Source organism: Methylobacterium organophilum (genome assembly GCF_022179465.1).
Taxonomy (GTDB): domain Bacteria; phylum Pseudomonadota; class Alphaproteobacteria; order Rhizobiales; family Beijerinckiaceae; genus Methylobacterium; species Methylobacterium organophilum.
Window position 1 is genome coordinate 326,717 of the sequence record NZ_BPQV01000005.1, and the last position, 19,076, is coordinate 345,792.

A 19,076-nucleotide genomic window follows, 5' to 3' on the forward strand; every position below is an offset into this window, starting at 1 on the left:
CGTCGTCAGCGGATATTGACCGTCGTCATCCGCCGCTCGGTGGCGTGCTGATGCAGGAAGGCGGTCATCTCGGCGAGCGCGGGGGCCTTCGAGCGGAAGGTAACCGAGAGGGCGAGGAGCGTGTCGGCATGGTCGAGGCCGGCATAGAGGCGCTCCTGCACCGGAACGCGGGCGGCGCGCAGGCGCCCGGCGAGGCTCTGCGTGTTGCGCGGCCGCACGACGGTGTCCCCGTCGCCACTGGCGAGGAAGGCCGGCGGCGAATGGGGGCCGGCGAAGGTCACGGGCTGGGTCTGCGCCGGATCCTCCGCCGCGCCGAACACGTCGATCGACGTCTTGTGGTCGAAGGGCAGGAAGTCGTAGGGCCCCGAGAGGCCGGCCACCGCGCGGATCACCCGCGGGTCGACCCCGGCCCGGCGCAGGTAGCGCGGGTCGAGCCCGAGCATCACCGCGTTGTAGGCCCCCGCCGAATGGCCGGCGAGCACGATGCGCTTCGGGTCGCCGCCGTAATCGGCGATGTTGTCGTGCACCCAGGCCACCGCCGCGGCGCCGTCGTCGAGGAAATCGGGGAAGCGCGCCTTGGGGTAGAGCCGGTAATCCGGCACCACGGTGACGAAGCCCTGGGCCGCGAGCGCCTGGGCCGCGAAGGCGTAATCGTCCTTGCTGCCGCTCTTCCAGGAGCCGCCGTAGAAGAACACCAGCACCGGCGCGTGACGCGGGCCGGCGACCGGCACGAACACGTCGAGGCGCTGGCGCGGATCCTCGCCATAGGCCGCGTCCTGCCGCGCCAGCCGCCCGCCCGCGTCACGGGGACCGAGGGCGTCGAACAGCGCGAGGGGCGAGCAGCCCCCGAGACCGAGGGTGGTCGCGACGAGGCAGGCCAGGGACGCGAGGGCGGCGAGAGCTTTGAGCATACATCTTCCGATTGGCCTGAGCCCACGCTTCGCACGTGATCCGGGGCGGATTGATGGCGGCCTTCAGGTTCTCAGGACGATGCAGGCGCCCCCGACGCCGCGGATGCGGGCGCAGAGCGCGTCGGCGGCCTTCCGCGTCTCCGCCGGCAGGCGCACCCGGTAGAAGGTGCGGGTGCCGCGGAAGCGCAGGCGCGTGCCGATGATCATCGGCCGGGCCTCGCCGATCACGCTCGCGTAAAGGCTGCGGGCGCGGGAGAAGCTCGCCAGCGCCAGGGACTTGGAGAAGTTGCCGGCGAGCTGGACCCCCCAGGGGGCGGCCGGGCCGCCCTCGATAGCGAGGGCGAAGCGGTCGCCGCGGGCGGGGATGCGCAGGGCCGCGGTGACCTGGAGGCAGCTCTGGGCCTCGGCCTCGGGCCCATCCGCCTTCGCCTCCCCCTTCGCGACTTCCTTGGTCCCCTCCTTGCCGGCCTTCGGCGCCGCGGGCGCATCCTTGGGCGGCCCCTCCGGCATCTCGACCGTGGCGGCGGGGCGCCAATCCTCCGCCGGGCGGCCGGTGATGGCGATCACGTAGGCGCGGGTCTCGGCGGGCAGGCCGCCGCTCCCCGCGAGCCAGGCGGAGACCCGGGCCGGGCCGCCATTATAGGCCGCGGCGGCGAGGCCGAGATTGCCGAACTGGCGGCGCAGGTCGGCCAGGAAATGCGCCGCGTGCGGGATCGCCTGCTCCGGGTCGAAGGGGTCGGTCAGCCCGCGCTCCCGGGCGGTGCCCGGCATGAACTGGGCGACGCCCTGCGCCCCGGCGGGGCTCACCACGCCGACGCGGAAGCTGCTCTCGCGCCAGATCAGGCGGGTCAGGAAGGGGACGGGCAGCCTCTGCGCCCGGGCCGAGGTCTCGATCAGGCGGCACAGCGCCTGCTCGACGGTCTCGGTCTGGGCCTCGGCCCGGGCCGGCGCCGCGGCCAGGACGAGGAATCCCGCGGACAGGACGGCGCGGGCCGCGGGGGCTTGGAGAGGGAGGAGGCGCACGGCCCGAACCTAGGGCGCGGGGAGGGGGGAATCCATGGCGCGGCGGCGGCGGATCGGGGGTAGCGTTGTTCGGGAATAAACGGCAAAACACTTGCCGGTCTTTCCCGTTTCACCAGACCGCCGTTCCCCGTTCCGCCCCGAGCGCGTCCCCGCGATGTACGAGCCCAACGAAGTCCTGCAGACGCTGCGTGGGAGCGGCCACGTCTCGGCCGAGGCGGTCGAGCCGGTCCGGGTCCGCTACACGGTGGTGATCGAGCGGCGCGACGGGGTCATCGTCGCCCATGGCAAGCTCACCGGCTCGCACGCGGCCCTGCGCCCGATCTGGCTCACCCCCGATTCGACCCTGCGCCTCAAGAACGGCCGCAGCCTCGGCATCTCGGTGACCGATCTCGTCGGCGAGGTGGCGGAGTTCGAGAGCACCGGCGCGGTGCCGATGCTGTAGGGGAGGGGGCGGCTCCGCCGCGCGGGGACGGGGCGGAGGGCGGGGCTTATTCCGCCTTGGCGTTCACCTCGAGCTTGTCGAGCACGGCGGCGGGGGTGGGGGCGGTGCTGAAATCGACCACGCCGAGGCCGGCGCCGTTCTTGGCCTTGGCGCTGATCGAGAGCGTGCCGGGCTTGGTCACGAACTTGCCCATGGCCGCGCCGATCGCCTTGGCGGCGGCGGAATTGCCGAGGATCACCGGCACACCGATCACGCTGGCGGTGACGTATTCCTTGCGCAGCTCGTCCGGCTTGAGGCTCAGATGCTTGGCCTGGGCGGTGATGAAGCGGTCGAACAGGCCGCCATTCTCCAGGGTCAGGTCGAGGGCCTTGGCGGTGGCCGAGAGCATGGCGAAGCCGGAGACCGCGGCGTCGGGGTCGAACACCTCCGGCCCGATGCCGCCCAGGGTCGCGTCGATGCGCAGGCGGCCCATATCCTTGCCGGAGAGGGTGACGCCGCTGAGCTTCAGCTCCTTGCTCGGCTCGTCCCAGGCGGTGTCCGCGCCGAGATCGAGGTCGAGGTCGCGATAGCCGTAGAAGCCGAGCGAGCCGAGCCCCGGCACGCCGGACACGGCGGAGGCCGGCAGGGTCAGGCCGGTGAGGGCGATCCGGCTCTCGGCGGGCACCCCGTCCTTGGGCGGGCCGAAGCTCAGGGTGCCCCCGCGCAGGCCGATCCGCAGGGGCTCGGCCGGCTTCTTCTGCGCCAGCTCGCGGCCCCGGGTCAGGGGATCGGCGGCGGCAGACGCCGCGGGCGCCTCCTCGGCCGGGACTTCCAGGGCGAGGCCGGTCAGGGTCAGGGTGCCGAGCATCGGGGTGAGGCGGCGCAGATCGGCCTCGGACGCCTCGGCGGCCTCGGCCCCCTTCTGCGCCTCCTTGGCCTCGCCGCCCGCGCCGGGTTTCGGCGCCTGCGCGGAATCGCTGGCGATGCGGCGGAGGGCGGCGATGGTCGGCGCCAGGGAGAAGCCCGACAGGGAGAGCTTGGCGAGGCTGCCACGCGTGGCGCCGCTGGCGAAGGTGAGGCCCGAGAGGCTGGTGCCGGCCTCCGCGCCCTCCGCCGCGTAGGCGAGGCGCTCAGCGGCGATGTCGATCGGCGCCTCGCCCTTGGTCTCGTGCACCGAGAAGCCCGTGGCCTCGACGCTGCCGACGGAGACCGCCTCGGCGAGATCGGCGGACATGCCCGCCACCTTGCCGCGGCGGGCGGCATCGGCCTCGGCGAGATCGGGGGCGGTGAGGGCCCCGAGCGCCGCGCCCCAGGTCGCCGGGATCTGCCGGCCGGCAAGGTCGCGCCCGGCGGTGTGGGCGACGCGCACCACGGTGCCGCGGTCATCGGTGAAGGCGACGTCGTCGACGGAGAAGCCGGCATAGGCCTTCAGCCAGGGGCCCTTGCCGTCCCCGGCCTCGGCATAGAGCCGGGACAGGGCGGTGAGGTCGACCTCCTCCGCCCGGATCTTGCCGTAGCTGCCGGTGCCGCCGGGGACCTTGGTCTCCCCCTCGCCGCCGCCCTCGATCGCCAGGGTGGCGCCGGAGGCCGTCAGCTCGGCGATGCGGCCGCCATGCACGCCCTTGGCCCAGACGTCCTTGTAGATCACCGACTGACGCCGGCCGCCGACGCTGCGCTCCGTGCGCAGGGCGGGGATGGTCAGGCTGCCGGCATCGAGCCGCCGCAGCCGGGCGGTCCAGGGCTCCTTGGAGTCGCTGCGCAGGATCGCGAGGAGGTCGTCCTTCGAGAGGCGGGTGCCGCTCACCGTCACCTTCTCGGCGCTCACCGTGGTGTCGCCGAAGACGAAGCCGAGGGGGCCGATCTCGACGTCCTGGACGGCGGTGGCCGCCTCCTGCGCCCGCGCCGGCGCGGCGGACAGCGCCAGCCCCGCCTGCAGCGCCAGGACGCAGACCGATGCCAGCGCCGCCCGCCGGAAGAGGCCGGGACGTGTCGTCGACGGGATCATGGGGCAGGTCCGAAAAATGCGCTGTCTGTCGCGGTTGGCTCGCAGGCGCCATCCGTGCCGCACTTCGCCGCGCCGCGCAATCGGGCGGGCGGCCCGAGCGTCACCGGGGCGGCGACTCAGAGGGAGAACGAGGTGCCGCAACCACAGGAGGAGGTCGCCTGCGGATTCTCGATCTTGAAGGACTGGCCGATCAGGTCGTTCACGAAATCGATGGTGGCGCCGCCCATGTATTCCAGGGAGACCGGATCGACGAGCACGGTGGCCCCGTCGCGCTCGATCACGATGTCCTCCTCCGTGCGCACCCGCTCGATGTCGAAGGCGTAGGAGAAGCCCGAGCAGCCGCCGCCATTGACGGAGATGCGCAAGGAGGCGCCGGGCGGCTCCGCCCCCATGATCTCGTTGATGCGCCGGGCGGCGCGGGCGGTGAGGGTGATCTCGGACATCGTCACGCTCGATTTTTTTGGCAAGCCGGGGACAGGGAGGGCGGCCGCGCCTCGCGCGATCCCTTCCCCCGCCCTAGCTCTCAAGATATGCGCGCCCCCGTTGCGCCGCAACGCGGGTGGGCGATGCCGGCCGCGCAGGGCCGGGGCCGGCGCAGAGCGAGGGGACGAGACGTGCGGCAGAACGGCGAGCGCTGGCGGGCCCCCTACGCCACAAACCCGGCGCGGACGCGCGGGCGGCTCATCGCCGAGCCGTCCTCGCCCACGCGCAGCGACTTCCAGCGCGACCGCGACCGGATCGTGCATTCCACCGCCTTCCGGCGCCTGAAGCACAAGACCCAGGTCTTCGTGCACCACGAGGGCGACCATTACCGCACCCGGCTCACCCACACCCTGGAGGTGAGCCAGATCGCCCGGGCGCTGGCGCGGGCGCTCGGCCTCGACGAGGACCTGGCCGAGGCCCTCGCCCTGAGCCACGACCTCGGCCATACCTGCTTCGGGCATACCGGCGAGGACGCGCTGGACGCCTGCATGGCCGGCTTCGGCGGCTTCGACCACAACGCCCAGGCCCTGCGCATCGTCACCCGGCTGGAGCGGCGCTATGCCGGCTTCGACGGGCTGAACCTGACCTGGGAGACCCTGGAAGGGCTGGTGAAGCACAACGGACCCCTGCTCACCCCGGACGGGCATCCCACGCCCCGCCACGCCCAGGGCATCCCGGCGGCGATCCTCGAATACAACGCCCTCAACGACCTGGAGCTGTCCCGCTTCGCCGGGCCGGAGGCCCAGGCGGCGGCGCTCGCCGACGACATCGCCTATGACAGCCACGACCTCGACGACGGCCTGCGCGCCGGCCTGTTCGAGCTTGAGGACCTCGCCGAGGTGCCGTTCCTGAAGGGTCTCCTCGACGAGATCGCCGCCGCCCATCCCGGGCTCGAGACCTCGCGGCGGGTGCACGAGCTGGCCCGCCGGGTGATCACCCGCTTCGTCGAGGACGTGATCGGCGAGAGCGAGCGCCGGCTCGCCGCGCTCAAGCCCCGGGACGTCGAGGCGATCCGGGCCGCCGGCGCGCCGGTCGTCGCCTTCTCCGCCGGGATCGCGGCGGCGGATGCCGACATCAAGCGCTTCCTGTTCGCGCGGATGTACCGCCACCCGGAGGTGGTGGCGGTGCGGGAGAAGGCGCAGCGGATCGTGGTCGACCTGTTCTCGGCCTTCCGGGCCGACCCGACCCGGATGCCGGCGGAATGGTGCGCGGGACTCGCCGGCGCCGAGGAGGGCCGGATCGCCCGGCGCATCGCCGACTACATCGCCGGCATGACCGACACCTATGCCGCGCTCGCCCACCGCGCCCTCTTCGCCGAGACGCCGGACCTGCTCTGGCGCCCGGCCCATCGCGGCCTGCCGCTGGCCGAACCGTGAGACCGCCCCGGCCGCGACGGGAGAGAATCGCGCGGCTTTCGTGACACCACCCCGCCCCGTTGCTATGGGCCGCCCTGACACGGCGGCTCCGGGCCAGCGGGGCCGCGCCACGGACGCAATCGATGAACATCTTCGCCCTCTTCGAGGCCCGCATGCGCGAGGCGCTCGAATCGCTCACCCGTTCCGGCACGCTGCCCCCGGGGCTCGACCTGTCCCGCGTCGTGGTGGAGCCGCCGCGCGACCCGTCCCACGGCGACCTCGCCACCAACGCCGCCCTGGTTCTGGCCAAGGAGGCCAAGGCCAATCCGAAGGCGCTGGGCGAGGCGCTGGCGGCGGAGCTGCGCGGGGACGTGCGCGTCACCGAGGCGAGCGTGGCCGGCCCCGGCTTCATCAACCTGCGCCTCGCCCCCGGCGTGTTCCACGACGTGGTCCGGGCGGCGCTGACCGAGGGCGAGGCCTTCGGCAAGGCCAAGCTCCCCGGCGGCAGGGTCAATATCGAATACGTCTCCGCCAACCCGACCGGGCCGATGCATGTCGGCCACGGGCGCGGCGCGGTGTTCGGCGACGCGCTGGCCAACCTGCTCGCCGCCGCGGGTCGCGACGTGACCCGCGAGTACTACATCAACGATGCCGGGGCGCAGGTCGACGTGCTCGCCCGCTCTGCCTATCTGCGCTACCGCGAGGCCCTGGGCGAGGCCGTCACCATCCCCGAGGGGCTCTATCCCGGCGACTACCTGAAGCCGGTCGGCGAAAAGCTCGCCGAGCTCCATGGCCGCGCCCTCCTCGACACGCCGGAGGCGGAGTGGCTGCCGCTGGTGCGCCGCTTCGCCATCGACGCGATGATGGACACGATCCGCGCCGATCTCGCCGCGATCGGCATCCGCCACGACGTGTTCTTTTCCGAAGCCACCCTCCAGGGCGAGAACGGCGGCAAGGTCGCGGAGCTGCTCGGCGCCCTGCGGGAGAAGGGCCTCGTCTACGAGGGCCGGCTGCCCCCGCCCAAGGGCCAGCTGCCCGAGGATTGGGAGGACCGGGAGCAGACCCTGTTCCGCTCCACCGATTTCGGCGACGACGTGGACCGGCCGCTCCTGAAGTCCGACGGCTCCTACACCTACTTCGCCTCCGACATCGCCTATCACCGGGACAAGTGGCTGCGCGGGGCCGACGAGCTCATCGACGTGCTCGGCGCCGACCATGGCGGCTACGTCAAGCGCATGCAGGCGGCGGTGAAGGCGGTCAGCGACGGCCGGGCCAGCCTCGACGTGAAGCTGTGCCAGCTGGTGCGGCTGTTGCGCGCGGGCGAGCCGGTGAAGATGTCCAAGCGGGCGGGCGAGTTCGTGACGCTGCGCGACGTGATCGACGAGGTCGGGCGCGACGCGATCCGCTTCATGATGCTCTACCGCAAGAACGACGCGACCCTCGATTTCGACCTCGCCAAGGTGGTGGAACAATCGAAGGACAACCCCGTCTTCTACGTGCAGTACGGGCATGCCCGGCGCTTCTCGGTGATGCGCCAGGCCCGGGAGGCCCTGCCGGACGAGGACTTTTCCCGCGAGGCCCTCCTGGGCGATGCCGACCTGTCCGTGCTCACCGATCCCGGCGAGGTCGAGATGATGCGGCTGATCGCCCAGTATCCCCGGGTGCTCGAATCGGCTGCCGTGGCGCACGAGCCGCACCGAATCGCGTTCTACCTCTACGAACTGGCAAGTTCGCTGCATAGTTTCTGGAACAAGGGCAAAGACTTGCCGCAATTACGGATTGTTAATCCAACCGACCGAAAGTCCACCCGGGCCCGCTTGGCCCTCGTCGAGGCCCTGGGAGGCGTGCTCGCCTCCGGCCTTTCGGTCCTCGGTGTCACCGCGCCCGAAGAGATGCGGTGAGGCGCCGGCTTTGAGAGGATGAACCATGACGACGACCGCTGCGCGCGCGCCGATCGATTTCGACGCCTTCGAGCGTGAGCTGCGTCAAACCTCTCGGAACGAACATCCGGGCGCCCCTCCCAAGGCGCCCGCGCCGCAGGCGGCCAAGTCCGATCCCCTCGCCGAGCTCGCGCGGATCGTCGGCCAGGACGATCCCTTCCGCGCCCTCCTCGAGACGCGCGGCGGCGCGCCGTCGCGGGAGCGGACGGAGCCGCGCTTCGAGGACGCGCCCGCCCCCCGGGCCGAGCCCTCGCCGGCCGACGCCTTCGACCAGTACCTCGCCTCCGTCGAGCAGAGCGCCTACGGCCATCCGGCCGCCCATGCCGCCGCCCCCGCGGACGAGCTGCACGATCCGGCCGCCTTCGAGGAGACCGACCCCGGCCACGCCGCCCCCGCCGGGCGCCGGCCCAGGGGCTCGCGCATGGTCCAGGTCGGAGCCGGCCTCGGCGTGCTCGCGCTCTGCGTCACCGGGGCCCTCGGCTGGCGCGCCTTCCATGGCGGCGGCCAGAGCGGCCCGGTCACCGTGCTCGCCGACAAGACGCCCCTGAAGGTCGCCCCGACCAATGCGGACGGCGTCGAGATCCCCGACCAGAACAAGCAGATCTACGAGCGCAACGCCAAGGACGGCCAGATCAAGATCGTCAACCGCGAGGAGCAGCCCCTCGACGTGGCCGCCGCGGCCCGCGCCGCCCAGAGCAAGGAGGCGAGCGCCCCGGGGGGCACCGGGGCCTCGACCCCGCCCCAGACCGGCCTCCTCACGGAGTCGCTGGGCGAGCCGCGCCGGGTGCGCACCGTCTCGGTGAAGCCCGACACGCCGCCGCCGGCCCCGCAGCGGGACGCGGCCGCCGAGAGCGCCAATGCCGGCCCCTCGCCGATCCCGACGATGGTGCTGCCCGACGACGAGGGCACCGCCACCCCGGCCGCCCGGCGCCCGCCCCTGCGCAACCAGCCCGCGACCCAGGCGACCGCGACGCCGGCCCCCGCCCCGACCCAGGCCGCCGAGGCGCATGCCCCCGCGACCCCGGTGCCCGCCCCGGCCCCGGTGAAGGCCAAGCCCGCCCCGCAGCGCGTCGCCGCCGTCGCCCCGGAGACCACCGCCTCCATGGCGGAGCCGGCCGCCGCCCCCGCGGCAGAGGTGACCAGCGGCCCGGTCAGCGGCTTCTCGGTGCAGCTCGGCGTGCGCAACAGCGCCGCCGAGGCCCAGGCCGCCTTCCGCCAGATGCAGGCCAAGTACAGCCAGCTCGCCGGCAAGCCCGAGCTGATCCGCCAGGCCGAGGTGAACGGCAAGACGATCTTCCGCGTCCGCGTCGGGCCGCTGGAGAAGGCGGAGGCCACCAGCCTGTGCAGCCAGCTCCAGGGCGCGGGCGGCCAGTGCTTCGTCGCCAAGAACTGACCGCCGCACCGGCGACGCGGCGCCCGCGCGCCTGACTCTCCCCGGCCACACCCGCCGGCGGCCCGCGCCGCCGGCCCCGCGGAGCGCTTGCCGCGGGGACGGGGGCGGTGTCCGATCCCGCGCGTTGACTCTCACCCGATTCGTTTGCCGACGAGCCAGCCCGAGCCAGATTCAAGACCCATGACCGCCCGTGCCCTGATCCTCGGCTGCTCCGGGACGCGCCTCCTGCCCGAGGAGGACGCCTTCTTCCGCGACGTGCGGCCCTGGGGCTTCATCCTGTTCAAGCGCAACATCGGCACGCCGGAGGAGGTGAGGGCGCTCACCGACGCCCTGCGCGACACGGTCGGCCGGGCGGACGCGCCGATCCTGATCGACCAGGAGGGCGGCCGGGTGCAGCGCATGGGGCCGCCCCACTGGCCGAAATACCCCGCCGGCAGCCGCTTCGGGCGGCTCAACGGCTCGGGCACGGCGATGGCCCGGCTCGGCGCGCGGCTGATCGCCCACGACCTGCGCGCCGTCGGCATCACCGTCGATTGTGCGCCGATCCTCGACGTGCCGGTGGAGGGCTCCGACGCCATCATCGGCGACCGCGCCTACGGCTCGCATCCCGACGTGGTCGCCGCGATCGGCCGGGCGGTGGCCGAGGGGCTGATGGAGGGCGGCGTGCTGCCCGTGATCAAGCACATGCCCGGCCATGGCCGGGCCGCCTGCGACAGCCACCACGCCCTGCCGGTGGTGGAGGCGAGCCGCGACAGCCTGGAGGCCAGCGATTTCCGGCCCTTCGTCGCCCTGGCCGACATGCCCCTCGCCATGAGCGCGCATATCGTGTTCACGGCCCTCGACCCGGAGCGGCCGGCCACGCAATCGCCGACCGTGATCCGCGAGATCGTGCGCGGCCGGATCGGCTTCGACGGCCTCCTGATGACCGACGACCTCTCCATGAACGCCCTTCGGGGCTCGTTCCGGGAGCGGGCGGAGGCCTCCTTCGCCGCCGGCGTCGATGCCGTGCTCCATTGCAACGGCGCCATGGACGAGATGCGCGCCGTGGCCGAGGCCGCCCCGCTCCTCTCCGGCGACGCCCTGCGCCGGGCCGCGGCGGCGCTGGCACGGCTGCGGCCGGATCCCGAGGGCTTCGACCTGGCCGAGGCCCGCGCCCGCTTCGAGGAAGGCCTCGCCGCCGCGGCGTGACCGGCCCTCCGGGGCGGGCCCCCTGTGACAGAGCGGCGACAGCGCGCACGGGTCATGCGGGCGCCCTGCTTGTGTTCGCCTTGCGCGATCCCTAGGTTCCCGGCCATCCGAGCAGAACGGACATCCGCCGCGCGCAAGAGGTTGTCGCTCTCCGCGCGGCGCAGGAGGTTGCCATGGGCAGCATGAGTATCTGGCACTGGGTCGTCGTCGCCGTCATCGTGATGCTGCTGTTCGGCCGCGGCAAGGTGTCGGAGCTGATGGGCGACGTCGCCAAGGGCATCAAGGCCTTCAAGAAGGGCATGGCCGACGACGAGACCCCGGGCGCGGGCAACGCCGCGCCGCCGCCGAGCAGCGGCGAGCCGATCCGCACCCTGCCGCCGCAGGGCGAGGGGACGGGCGGCGCGCCGGGTGTCCCGCCGCAGACCCACGTGCCGGCCGGCGAGCGCAAGGCCGTCTGAGTCCCATCGGACGGGCGTTTTCGCGGGTCCCTCCCCGGGAGGCCCGCGACCGTCCTGATGGGGCGCTGACCGCGGGACGGACGACGCGATGCTGGACATGAGCTGGGGCGAGGTGATGCTGATCGGCGGCGTCGCCCTCATCGTCATCGGGCCCAAGGACCTGCCGAAGGCCCTGCGCACGCTGGGCCAGGTGACGACCAAGGTGCGCCGCATGGCGGCGGAGTTCCAGGGCCAGTTCAACGAGGCGATCCGCGAGGCCGAGCTCGACGAGATCCGCCGCGACGTCGAGGGCGTGAAGCGCTCCGTCGACAGCTACCGGCCGAACTTCAACCCGGTCGAGACCATCCGCTCGGAGATCAAGAACGCGGTCGAGGGCCGGAGCGGCAAGGCCGAGGCCCCCGCCGCCGGCAGCTACGACGTGCCCCGCCCGGAGGAGGCCGCCCCGGCCGCGCCGCCGCCGGAGCCGGCCGCCGAGCCCGTGCCGGCCGCGAAGAAATCCTGGACGGGCGCGGTCGTGACCGAGCTCCCGAAGACCGATCCGAATTCCGCAGGCGAGGCGCCATGATCTCCGAGGCGGACGAGGCCGAGATCGAGGCCTCCCGCGCGCCCCTGCTCGATCACCTGATCGAGCTGCGCGCGCGGCTGATCAAATCGCTGATCGCCTTCGTGCTGATGTTCTTCGGGTGCTTCTTCTTCTCGAGGCAGATCTACAACATCCTCGTGCACCCCTACGTCGCGGTGGTGGGGGCCGAGAACGCGAAGCTGATCGCGACGCATTTCCTCGAGCAGGTCTTCACCAACATCAAGCTCAGCGTGTTCGGGGCGGCCTTCCTGGCCTTCCCGGTGATCGCCACGCAGATCTACGCCTTCGTGGCCCCGGGCCTCTACCGCAACGAGCGCCGGGCCTTCCTGCCCTACCTGATCGCGACCCCGATCTTCTTCGTGCTCGGCGCGCTGGTGGTGTTCTTCCTGGCGATGCCGCTGCTGATCCAGTTCTCGGTCTCGCTGCAGCAGGTGGGGGTCGAGGGCGAGCCGACGATCGCGCTCCTGCCCAAGGTCGACGAGTATCTCTCGCTGATCATGACCCTGATCTTCGCCTTCGGCCTCGCCTTCCAGATGCCGGTGATCCTGACGCTGCTCGGCCAGATCGGGGTGATCGACGCGGCCTTCCTGCGGGAGAAGCGCCGCTACGCCATCGTGCTGGTCTTCGTGGCCGCGGCGGTGCTGACCCCGCCCGACGTGATCTCGCAGCTCTCGCTGGCGATCCCCATGCTGCTCCTCTACGAGGCCTCGGTGTTCTCGGTGAGCCAGATGGAGAAGCGCCGCAAGGCGCAGCGCCAGGCCGAGGGGCTGGAGGACTGACGGCCGCGGCCCCGCGCCGCCGGCCCCCGCTTTCCGGCCGGGCCCCGGCGGCCGAGGTTGACGCTGCCGCGGCGGCGATCCTAGACAGGCATCCCGCCCCCGGCCCGGCCGGCGGCAGCGGGGAAGGGTGGCCGAGTGGTTTAAGGCAGCGGTCTTGAAAACCGCCGTGGGGGCAACTCCACCGTGGGTTCGAATCCCACCCCTTCCGCCAGCCGGCCTCCGCGGGCCCGGCCGGACGCGTTGTCCGTCAAAGAGGTCTCAAGGCGCCAGCGCGACAGGCCCTTGCGACGGCGGCCCCACCGCCGAAGGTGGAGCCGCACCGGCCTGTCGGGAGGTCATCGGAGAGGCGACCGAGCGGTTCGATCGAATTCCGCGTCAACCGCCGGAACTCTTGCCGAGGTCACTTAAAGGCATGAAGCAGTATTCTACCGCGACCATCTCTGACTGTCTGAGTGAACTGGTGACTGAACGTGCGAAAACCAACTTCTCGGCACATATCTTCTAGAGCATAAAGGTTTGGCGCAAAATAATTTGTTGGGTCATTGTTCAGCGACTTCCCGAGAAAATACCGCAGAACAGGATTGGGGTTGTTCATTTCATCGACAACCGTTTCGATAACGGCAATTTCCCGTGTCACATGCGACAAGGCCGCAAGCCCACCTAACGGATCACGAAGGTGGTAGAGCACTCCCAAAAACAGAGTGACGTCGTGGATGCCTACAGTTCCGGGATTGATGGCGGGAAGATCTATATCTTTTGATTCGATCTTTGATCCCAACTTAGAATGGGCGTAATTAAATCCGTCTTTTGTTCCCCAGCCGGGGCCAGACCAGCAGAAATGATCGGTGGCCAGAACGGATTTAGCACCGCGCTTTTCCGCTTCGAAGCTGAAATACCCGTCCCATGCCCCGATATCCAGAACCGTCCGGTCGGAGAGAGACATCGTGAAGATCTTTCTCGCCTCGTCCTCGAGTTGGCCCGGCGGCTTCCTTCCTCGCACCTTTTCCCCATCCGGAAAATTGTAAGAGTGGAACCACCTGATATTCGCCCCGGCGGCATCTTCAGCTTTTTGCTCGGTTTGCACGGCTCGCCCTCCACACATTTAATCTATGAATGATAGATCATCTGCTTTTTAAATTGATTTATTTTGACAAATTATTGAAAGACGAAGTATACTCCCACGAAAACGTTCGCGATGGAGAATTAATTCGCAAGCAGATTTCGCCATTGTTCCGCAATCACACTTTCATCGAACAATTCTATCGCCCGCGCACGACCGGCATCGCCGATGTTCTTCGCAAGCTCCCGATCCGAGATCAGCCGCATGAGATACGTTCGGGCTTCGCTCGCCGTACTGGCTAGAAATCCACTTTTCTCGTGCTCAATGATGTGAGGAACTTCATAGACGGAGCGAGCCCAGGAATGGGCCTCCTCAGAAATGGCATCCACATTCATGGCGACGATTGGCACACCCGTCATCATCGCTTCGATGATTCCGAGCGTATAGCTCGCCGGGGTGGTGTGGGCGGCGAGGTATGCATCGGCGGTGCGCAAGGCGCGATGCTGATCGTCATCCGATAACACACCACCCGAATTTGGATGATCGTCGTTGCCGATCCCATACAGCACCCAGGGCAGCCCAGATGTCGCTTCCTCAAGAAAATCGGCTCTCACTGCCGGGCCGCGTTTCCGCGCGTTACTGGAAAACGTGATGATCTTTCCGGATCCTCCCTGCCAAGCGTCGAACTCCGAACGGCGCTTTGCAAATCTGATTTCCGCATCAGATCCGACGAAGCCAGGGATAAATCTCTCGAACAGAGAATAACGAGCAATCGTAAGCTGCGAGCGGTGGCTCCCGATGAAGCGTTCCATGGCTTCACTCGATTGGCCGATCGAGCGATAGATAATTTTTTGGCCGGGCCTGGCCCAGGGAAAGATACGCAGGACGGCATTGAGGGCGTGCGTTATTACAACAACATCATATTGCTTGAAGGTTTCCTCATTGAAGCCCATGGGTCGCCCGACACTTGAACGCAAGGAGAGGCCAGGAATTGGCCGCCCTCCTGTATTCGATATGTGGACCTCATATCCGAGCGACTCGAATATCCGAACCTCGTCAAACGCAAGAACTTCATGCACGGATATATAAAGCAATTTCAATTTCGATTCCCCATTATTATTTACTGTGTCGGCTGATTTAATAGACACTTCGTGAAATCGATGTGTGATATTCTTGCATTCTTATTCGAGACGATCTTGTCTTCTCGAACAAACCCTCGCGATTTTTCAGAAACGTTGACATCTCCAGCAGCAAGCGACCCGCAGGCTGCCTTTAATTGACCGCCAGAATTTTGAACGGTGTTGTTTTCAATCGCAGCCTCACCATTGGCATCGCTGACACTGATGCCAAGCTCGGCATTCACAATGGTGTTGTTTCTCACCACTCCGCCCTTGGCAGAACTCACATACCAGGGAGTCCCTCCATAGATGAGACCAAACCCGCATGATCTCTGAGCACTACAGTCGATCTTGTTTCCTTCGAAAATTGATCCGGAAAAATCTCCGCTCGTATTCGGCCACCCCGCTAACATCATAGCAGCGTAAGACCCTCCGGCTGGCTTGCCGGTGTGTTTGAGTACGTTGCCTCTAATGGAACAATTCGAGCAACCGCCGACGATCAGCTGGACATCCGTGTTATCGACGAAAACGTTATTCTCGATCACGGCATTTTTGGAATCCATGACGGTCAGGCCATCCCCCCAGAGGCGGGCGCGGCTGTGATCGCCGTTGAATCCAACGAAATTCCTTTTGAAGACGAAACCGTCGTTCCCGGCGAGAACCGAGATCGCGCCATTGCAGGGGGCGAGCCTGACCACCGAGTTCGTCATCGTGAAATGATCTGCGGCAACGCCGACCAGGCCGCCCGTGCGCGCGGCTTCGCCCTGCTTCCCGCAGAAGAGGGCACGCTGGGGATCGTTCTTGCTGCCCTCGATCACGATATGATCGAGCTTGATCCCTGCCGCCGCGATTGTAATCGGCCGCGTTTCGAGTCCACGCACACCATTCTGCCGCGTTGCGGGGGTCGGGCGCGAAAGGAGGGTGAGGCAGCCGGCATCCCCATCCGGCGCGCAGGGCGCCGACGACGCGCCTTTACCGCTGGTTCCGATGTCGACCGGTTTGCGAAACACGATGGGCTGCTGAAGCACCAATGTTCCGGCACCAAGGGACAAGTGCGCATTGGCTGGCAGCGCATTCAGGCAGTTTTGAAGCTGACTGCTTGCATCGACTTTCGCATTCAACAAGCCGTCCAAAGCCTGACATTCTGCAATTTTTGCAGGCTGCGCAGAGACGGGGCCAGACAGGCATCCGGCAAGCAGCCAGGATGCGAAGAGCCATACCTTGTGATGTGAATTCATCAGGAGCGACCTGTCTCGCAATACATGGCGCATGCGCATCGCGACCCTCATTCAGTCATGTCGGAAATCTTCACGATCTTTGATGCAATCCCCTTCCGGTCCAGCCACATGGCATGGCGGTAGAGCAGCCCGATCTTGAGCTGGGCATCCTTGGGGGGAAGCGGGTCGAGGGGGATCTCGAAGGGGATCGCCTGGCCGGGGAGGATGCTGTCGCCGTCCACCGGGATCCGGCCCGTGCCGGCCTTCACGCCGCCTTCGTAGATCTCGTAGCCGATCTCGGCATAGACGGTCTCGTTGATCCGGCAGGGGATGGCCTCCGCCGACCGGTTCGTGAACACGCCCCGCGCGGCCGGGGCCGTGCCGCCGCCCTCGGGGGCGCTCCCCCGCGCGGCGATCTCGATGTCGCCCGCCATCGGCCCCTGGGCGCCGATCAGGGCGACGGCCTCCTCGATCTCGTCCTTCATGATCAGGGCGCCCGGCCGGTGGCGCGCCGCGAGGGCGTCCAGGGCCTCCACGATCGCCCGGCGCTCCGCCGCCTCCCGGTACGCCGCCTCGGCCGGCAGGGCGAACCAGAGGCTGCCGATGACCTGCAGCCGGCGCCCCAGGGAGCGGGCGAGCGCCCGGGCGCCCCGCCGCACATCCGCGAACTTCTCGACGTAGTCGTGCCCGGAGACGATGCCCGCGGGCGCCAGCCGGCCGCTCCAGAAGGCGAGGTTCTGGGCGAGGATCGGATCGGTATGGACCGCGTCCTCGAAATACAGGTCGACGGGCTGCGCCCAGTCCTGGAAATCCTGCGGGCTGAAGCCCCGATGCGCCTGGATGTTGTCGCAATCGGCGACGTTCCGGAGGAACTGGTCCCGGGTGAAGGTCTGGCGGTGGCTGGAGGCGAGCTTCTGGAAATTGCCGCCCCCGGCCAGCTCCCAGGGGTCCAGGCAATGGACCGTGACCCCCTCGGCCGCGTTCTTGGCCCAGATCCAGCTCGACAGCCCCAGCAGGGAGCCGACCTCCACGATCTGGCCCCCCTTCGGCACCAGCCGCGCCAGAAGCTCGATGGCCTGCATCTCCTCGTCGCGCAGCTGGCCCGGGATGGCTCGGTTGACCGCCATGCTCGCCCTTTTCCTTCCTGTGACCGGCGCCCGGCCCTTCGGACCCGATGGCGTCTGGCGGCCCGACAGGCGCCCCATGCAACCCTCGGTACCCTAATGGCCCTGCGGCTCGCGAGTGGCAAGCGATGGCCGCGCGCACCGCTCGGCCCGCAAAGCGTAAGACTTTTTACCACTTTCGCCGGCGCGCCCGGCCGCTTACCCTGTCGGAATGAGCGGGCCTGCCGAGGTAGCCATCGTCGTGGCCACCCCGCGCGACCTGCGCCGGATGGTGGGCACATCCGAGCGGGAGGTCGCCGGACCAGCCGAGGATCTGCTGCGCAGCCTCGGACCCGGCCTGCTGGGATCCCGCATCTGGGTCCTCACCCGCGATCCCGGCATGCGGCGGCGCCTCATCCGCTACCTGCGGGACGTGAAACGGGACGTGCTCGCCGAAATCCGGCGCGGCACGCCGTAGACGGCGCGGATCAGAGTCGCGTTTTCGCGCAGACTGAGCCGGCGATGCTCAGTCGGACAGCTTGAAAATTCTCCGGGGCGGTGGCCTACCCGAGGGATCGGCCGCGTTCGGGAACCATGATCTTCTCTACAAATTCCGCCGGGTGCCTCACCTATCTGAGCGAAGACTGGGAAAGGCTCACCGGGCAATCCCTCGCCCGGGCCGCGGATTTCGGCTGGGCCGAGGCCGTCCACCCGGAGGACCGGGCGCTCACGCGCTCGGTCGTCGCCACGGCGATCGCGGCGCAGAGCGAGTTCTCCGTGCGCTACCGCGTCCTGCGGCCCGACGGGACCCCCGTCTGGGTGGTGGGGGGCGGCGTGCCCGCCCGCCGCCTGCACGACGACGTCTTCCAGGGCTTCATCGGCTCCGTCGGCACCGTCTCCGCCGCGCGGGAGGAGCCGCCCGTGGCCGGCGGCCGGATCGGGCGCTTCCTGGCCCCGCTCTATGCCGACCAGAGCTACGGCAACGATCTCGAGCAGCTGGCCGGGCAGCTCCTGACCTTCAACGCGCTCCACCCGGCGGTGACCCTGGAGCGCAAGCCCGTCTCCCTGGTCTTCGCCCTCGCCGAGGTCGGCCACAGCCTGGCCGGGCTCCAGCGCTTCCGGTTCGGAACGCAGCCGCACTGAGCCCGGCCCCTCCCGCCTCAGCGGGGCTGGAGCAGCTTGTCGACCAGCGGCATCAGGGCGTCGACGCAGGCCTTCGTGGAATCCTCGGCGGCGCATTTGAAGTCGAGGCCGGTCTCGCCCCGGTGGAAGCGGAGATGGGCGCCCTTCGTCTCGGGCATCCGCGGCGGCGGGGGAGGGGGGCGAAAACCGCCGTCGCGCTCGCCCTCGGGCGGGCCGCGGCGCGGGCCTTCGGGGCGGGCGCCCTCGGCGGGTCCGGGAGGCGGGCCGCCGGGCGGGCCGGGCGGCTGCGGCTCGGCCACGGCCGCGGACAGGCCGAGGAGGGTGACGAGGCCGGCGGCAACGAGACGTTTCATCGGATTCCACCCGGTTGTGTACGCGGAGGCCGCATTCCTACGCGCCGATTGTTTCCGCTCTGCGGCTGGATCCGGACGGGGCGGGGGCCGGCTTCGGAGACGGACAGGCTCCCCCGGCCGGACGCCCCGAAGCCGGGGAGATCCGGCTTCGAAGCCCCGGCTTCCGACGCCTCGAAGCCCGACGAAGCCAAATCGACCGCCCGCGCCTCATTACGCAGGGCCGGCGGGCCGGGAGGCCGCCGCCCCGGTCCGAGGAAACCTCCCTGCGGCTCGGCCGTTGAATCGCCGCTTGAGCGCGGCCCCCGCCGCCCGACCGAGGATCCGATGAGCCGCGACCGACAGCCCCCCGAGAACGCCACCCGCAAGGTGACCTTCCTGGGCCGCGGGCTGGCCTTCCGGTCGCCGACGAAGCTCAAGCTCGTGGTCTGCCCGCTCTGCTCGCAGCGGAACGGGGAGCGCATGGCGGATCTCGGCCAGTGCCTCTGGTGCGGCTACGAGCCCGCGGAGCGGGACGAGCAGCCCTGCCCGGCGGAGGTCTGAGCG

The 19,076-nt window shown here is 69.5% G+C and carries 20 protein-coding genes and 1 tRNA gene; 12 read left to right on the forward strand and 9 right to left on the reverse strand.

All coding sequences use genetic code 11. The features are described 5' to 3' along the window. Positions 1 to 5: 5 nt before the first annotated feature. Together MFF21_RS11080 and MFF21_RS11085 are read right to left on the reverse strand one after the other, a co-directional pair. A complete protein-coding gene (locus tag MFF21_RS11080) occupies positions 6 to 911 on the reverse strand; it encodes an alpha/beta hydrolase (RefSeq protein ID WP_238311199.1) in 906 nt (301 codons plus the stop codon). A gap of 63 nt (positions 912 to 974) precedes the next feature. Then, a complete protein-coding gene (locus tag MFF21_RS11085) occupies positions 975 to 1,934 on the reverse strand; it encodes a lytic transglycosylase domain-containing protein (protein ID WP_373324988.1) in 960 nt (319 codons plus the stop codon). Between the two features lie 154 nt (positions 1,935 to 2,088). On the opposite strand from MFF21_RS11085, the gene MFF21_RS11090 reads away from it, so the two are divergent. Next, positions 2,089 to 2,376: a hypothetical protein gene (locus MFF21_RS11090; RefSeq protein WP_238311200.1), complete on the forward strand. Its 288-nt coding sequence runs from the start codon at positions 2,089 to 2,091 to the stop codon at positions 2,374 to 2,376. Positions 2,377 to 2,422: 46 nt separating this feature from the next. Here MFF21_RS11090 and MFF21_RS11095 read toward each other — a convergent pair whose 3' ends face one another. Together MFF21_RS11095 and MFF21_RS11100 are read right to left on the reverse strand one after the other, a co-directional pair. Beyond that, positions 2,423 to 4,360, reverse strand: coding sequence for an aq_1923 C-terminal domain (locus tag MFF21_RS11095; protein ID WP_238311201.1), 1,938 nt, complete (start codon positions 4,358 to 4,360; stop codon positions 2,423 to 2,425). 116 nt (positions 4,361 to 4,476) lie between these two features. Further along, positions 4,477 to 4,803: a HesB/IscA family protein gene (locus MFF21_RS11100; protein ID WP_238311202.1), complete on the reverse strand. Its 327-nt coding sequence runs from the start codon at positions 4,801 to 4,803 to the stop codon at positions 4,477 to 4,479. A 123-nt stretch (positions 4,804 to 4,926) separates the two neighbouring features. Here MFF21_RS11100 and MFF21_RS11105 point away from each other — a divergent pair, with 123 nt between their 5' ends. From MFF21_RS11105 to MFF21_RS11140, 8 genes are all read left to right on the forward strand, one after another. Then, on the forward strand, positions 4,927 to 6,219 hold the full coding sequence (locus tag MFF21_RS11105; protein ID WP_238311203.1) for a deoxyguanosinetriphosphate triphosphohydrolase: 1,293 nt from the start codon (positions 4,927 to 4,929) through the stop codon (positions 6,217 to 6,219). A 122-nt stretch (positions 6,220 to 6,341) separates the two neighbouring features. Next, complete coding sequence (argS, locus tag MFF21_RS11110) at positions 6,342 to 8,099, forward strand: arginine--tRNA ligase (protein WP_238311204.1); 1,758 nt, start codon at positions 6,342 to 6,344, stop codon at positions 8,097 to 8,099. Positions 8,100 to 8,124: 25 nt separating this feature from the next. Next, positions 8,125 to 9,531: an SPOR domain-containing protein gene (locus tag MFF21_RS11115; RefSeq protein ID WP_238311205.1), complete on the forward strand. Its 1,407-nt coding sequence runs from the start codon at positions 8,125 to 8,127 to the stop codon at positions 9,529 to 9,531. Positions 9,532 to 9,711: 180 nt separating this feature from the next. Beyond that, positions 9,712 to 10,719 carry a beta-N-acetylhexosaminidase gene (gene nagZ, locus MFF21_RS11120; protein ID WP_238311206.1) on the forward strand — a complete coding sequence of 336 codons (1,008 nt, stop codon included), beginning with the start codon at positions 9,712 to 9,714 and terminating at the stop codon, positions 10,717 to 10,719. Positions 10,720 to 10,892: 173 nt separating this feature from the next. Beyond that, positions 10,893 to 11,177, forward strand: coding sequence for a twin-arginine translocase TatA/TatE family subunit (locus tag MFF21_RS11125; protein ID WP_238311207.1), 285 nt, complete (start codon positions 10,893 to 10,895; stop codon positions 11,175 to 11,177). 88 nt (positions 11,178 to 11,265) lie between these two features. Next, entirely contained in the window at positions 11,266 to 11,742 is a 477-nt protein-coding gene (gene tatB, locus MFF21_RS11130) for a Sec-independent protein translocase protein TatB (RefSeq protein ID WP_238311208.1), read from the forward strand. Continuing rightward, positions 11,739 to 12,539, forward strand: a complete 801-nt coding sequence (gene tatC / locus MFF21_RS11135; protein ID WP_238311209.1) for a twin-arginine translocase subunit TatC — start codon at positions 11,739 to 11,741, stop codon at positions 12,537 to 12,539. Before tatB ends, tatC begins: the two co-directional genes overlap by 4 nt. 121 nt (positions 12,540 to 12,660) lie before the next feature. Next, a tRNA-Ser gene (locus tag MFF21_RS11140) sits at positions 12,661 to 12,750 on the forward strand. Positions 12,751 to 12,939: 189 nt separating this feature from the next. Here MFF21_RS11140 and MFF21_RS11145 read toward each other — a convergent pair. From MFF21_RS11145 to MFF21_RS11160, 4 genes are all read right to left on the reverse strand, one after another. Further along, positions 12,940 to 13,623 (reverse strand): DUF1698 domain-containing protein, encoded by a 684-nt coding sequence (locus MFF21_RS11145; protein WP_238311210.1) that lies wholly within the window; start codon positions 13,621 to 13,623, stop codon positions 12,940 to 12,942. A 119-nt stretch (positions 13,624 to 13,742) separates the two neighbouring features. Next, positions 13,743 to 14,552 carry a glycosyltransferase family protein gene (locus tag MFF21_RS11150; RefSeq protein WP_238311211.1) on the reverse strand — a complete coding sequence of 270 codons (810 nt, stop codon included), beginning with the start codon at positions 14,550 to 14,552 and terminating at the stop codon, positions 13,743 to 13,745. 167 nt (positions 14,553 to 14,719) lie between these two features. Beyond that, positions 14,720 to 15,994 (reverse strand): right-handed parallel beta-helix repeat-containing protein, encoded by a 1,275-nt coding sequence (locus MFF21_RS11155; protein ID WP_238311212.1) that lies wholly within the window; start codon positions 15,992 to 15,994, stop codon positions 14,720 to 14,722. Between the two features lie 8 nt (positions 15,995 to 16,002). Further along, positions 16,003 to 17,061: a class I SAM-dependent methyltransferase gene (locus MFF21_RS11160; RefSeq protein WP_238311213.1), complete on the reverse strand. Its 1,059-nt coding sequence runs from the start codon at positions 17,059 to 17,061 to the stop codon at positions 16,003 to 16,005. A 208-nt stretch (positions 17,062 to 17,269) separates the two neighbouring features. Here MFF21_RS11160 and MFF21_RS11165 point away from each other — a divergent pair, with 208 nt between their 5' ends. Further along, positions 17,270 to 17,515 carry a hypothetical protein gene (locus tag MFF21_RS11165; protein ID WP_238311214.1) on the forward strand — a complete coding sequence of 82 codons (246 nt, stop codon included), beginning with the start codon at positions 17,270 to 17,272 and terminating at the stop codon, positions 17,513 to 17,515. 116 nt (positions 17,516 to 17,631) lie between these two features. Continuing rightward, positions 17,632 to 18,180, forward strand: coding sequence for a PAS domain-containing protein (locus MFF21_RS11170; protein ID WP_238311215.1), 549 nt, complete (start codon positions 17,632 to 17,634; stop codon positions 18,178 to 18,180). A 17-nt stretch (positions 18,181 to 18,197) separates the two neighbouring features. On the opposite strand, the gene MFF21_RS11175 is transcribed toward MFF21_RS11170, so the two are convergent. Beyond that, positions 18,198 to 18,533, reverse strand: a complete 336-nt coding sequence (locus MFF21_RS11175) for a hypothetical protein (RefSeq protein ID WP_238311216.1) — start codon at positions 18,531 to 18,533, stop codon at positions 18,198 to 18,200. A gap of 324 nt (positions 18,534 to 18,857) precedes the next feature. On the opposite strand from MFF21_RS11175, the gene MFF21_RS11180 reads away from it, so the two are divergent. Next, complete coding sequence (locus MFF21_RS11180; RefSeq protein ID WP_238311217.1) at positions 18,858 to 19,073, forward strand: hypothetical protein; 216 nt, start codon at positions 18,858 to 18,860, stop codon at positions 19,071 to 19,073. Positions 19,074 to 19,076: the final 3 nt, after the last annotated feature.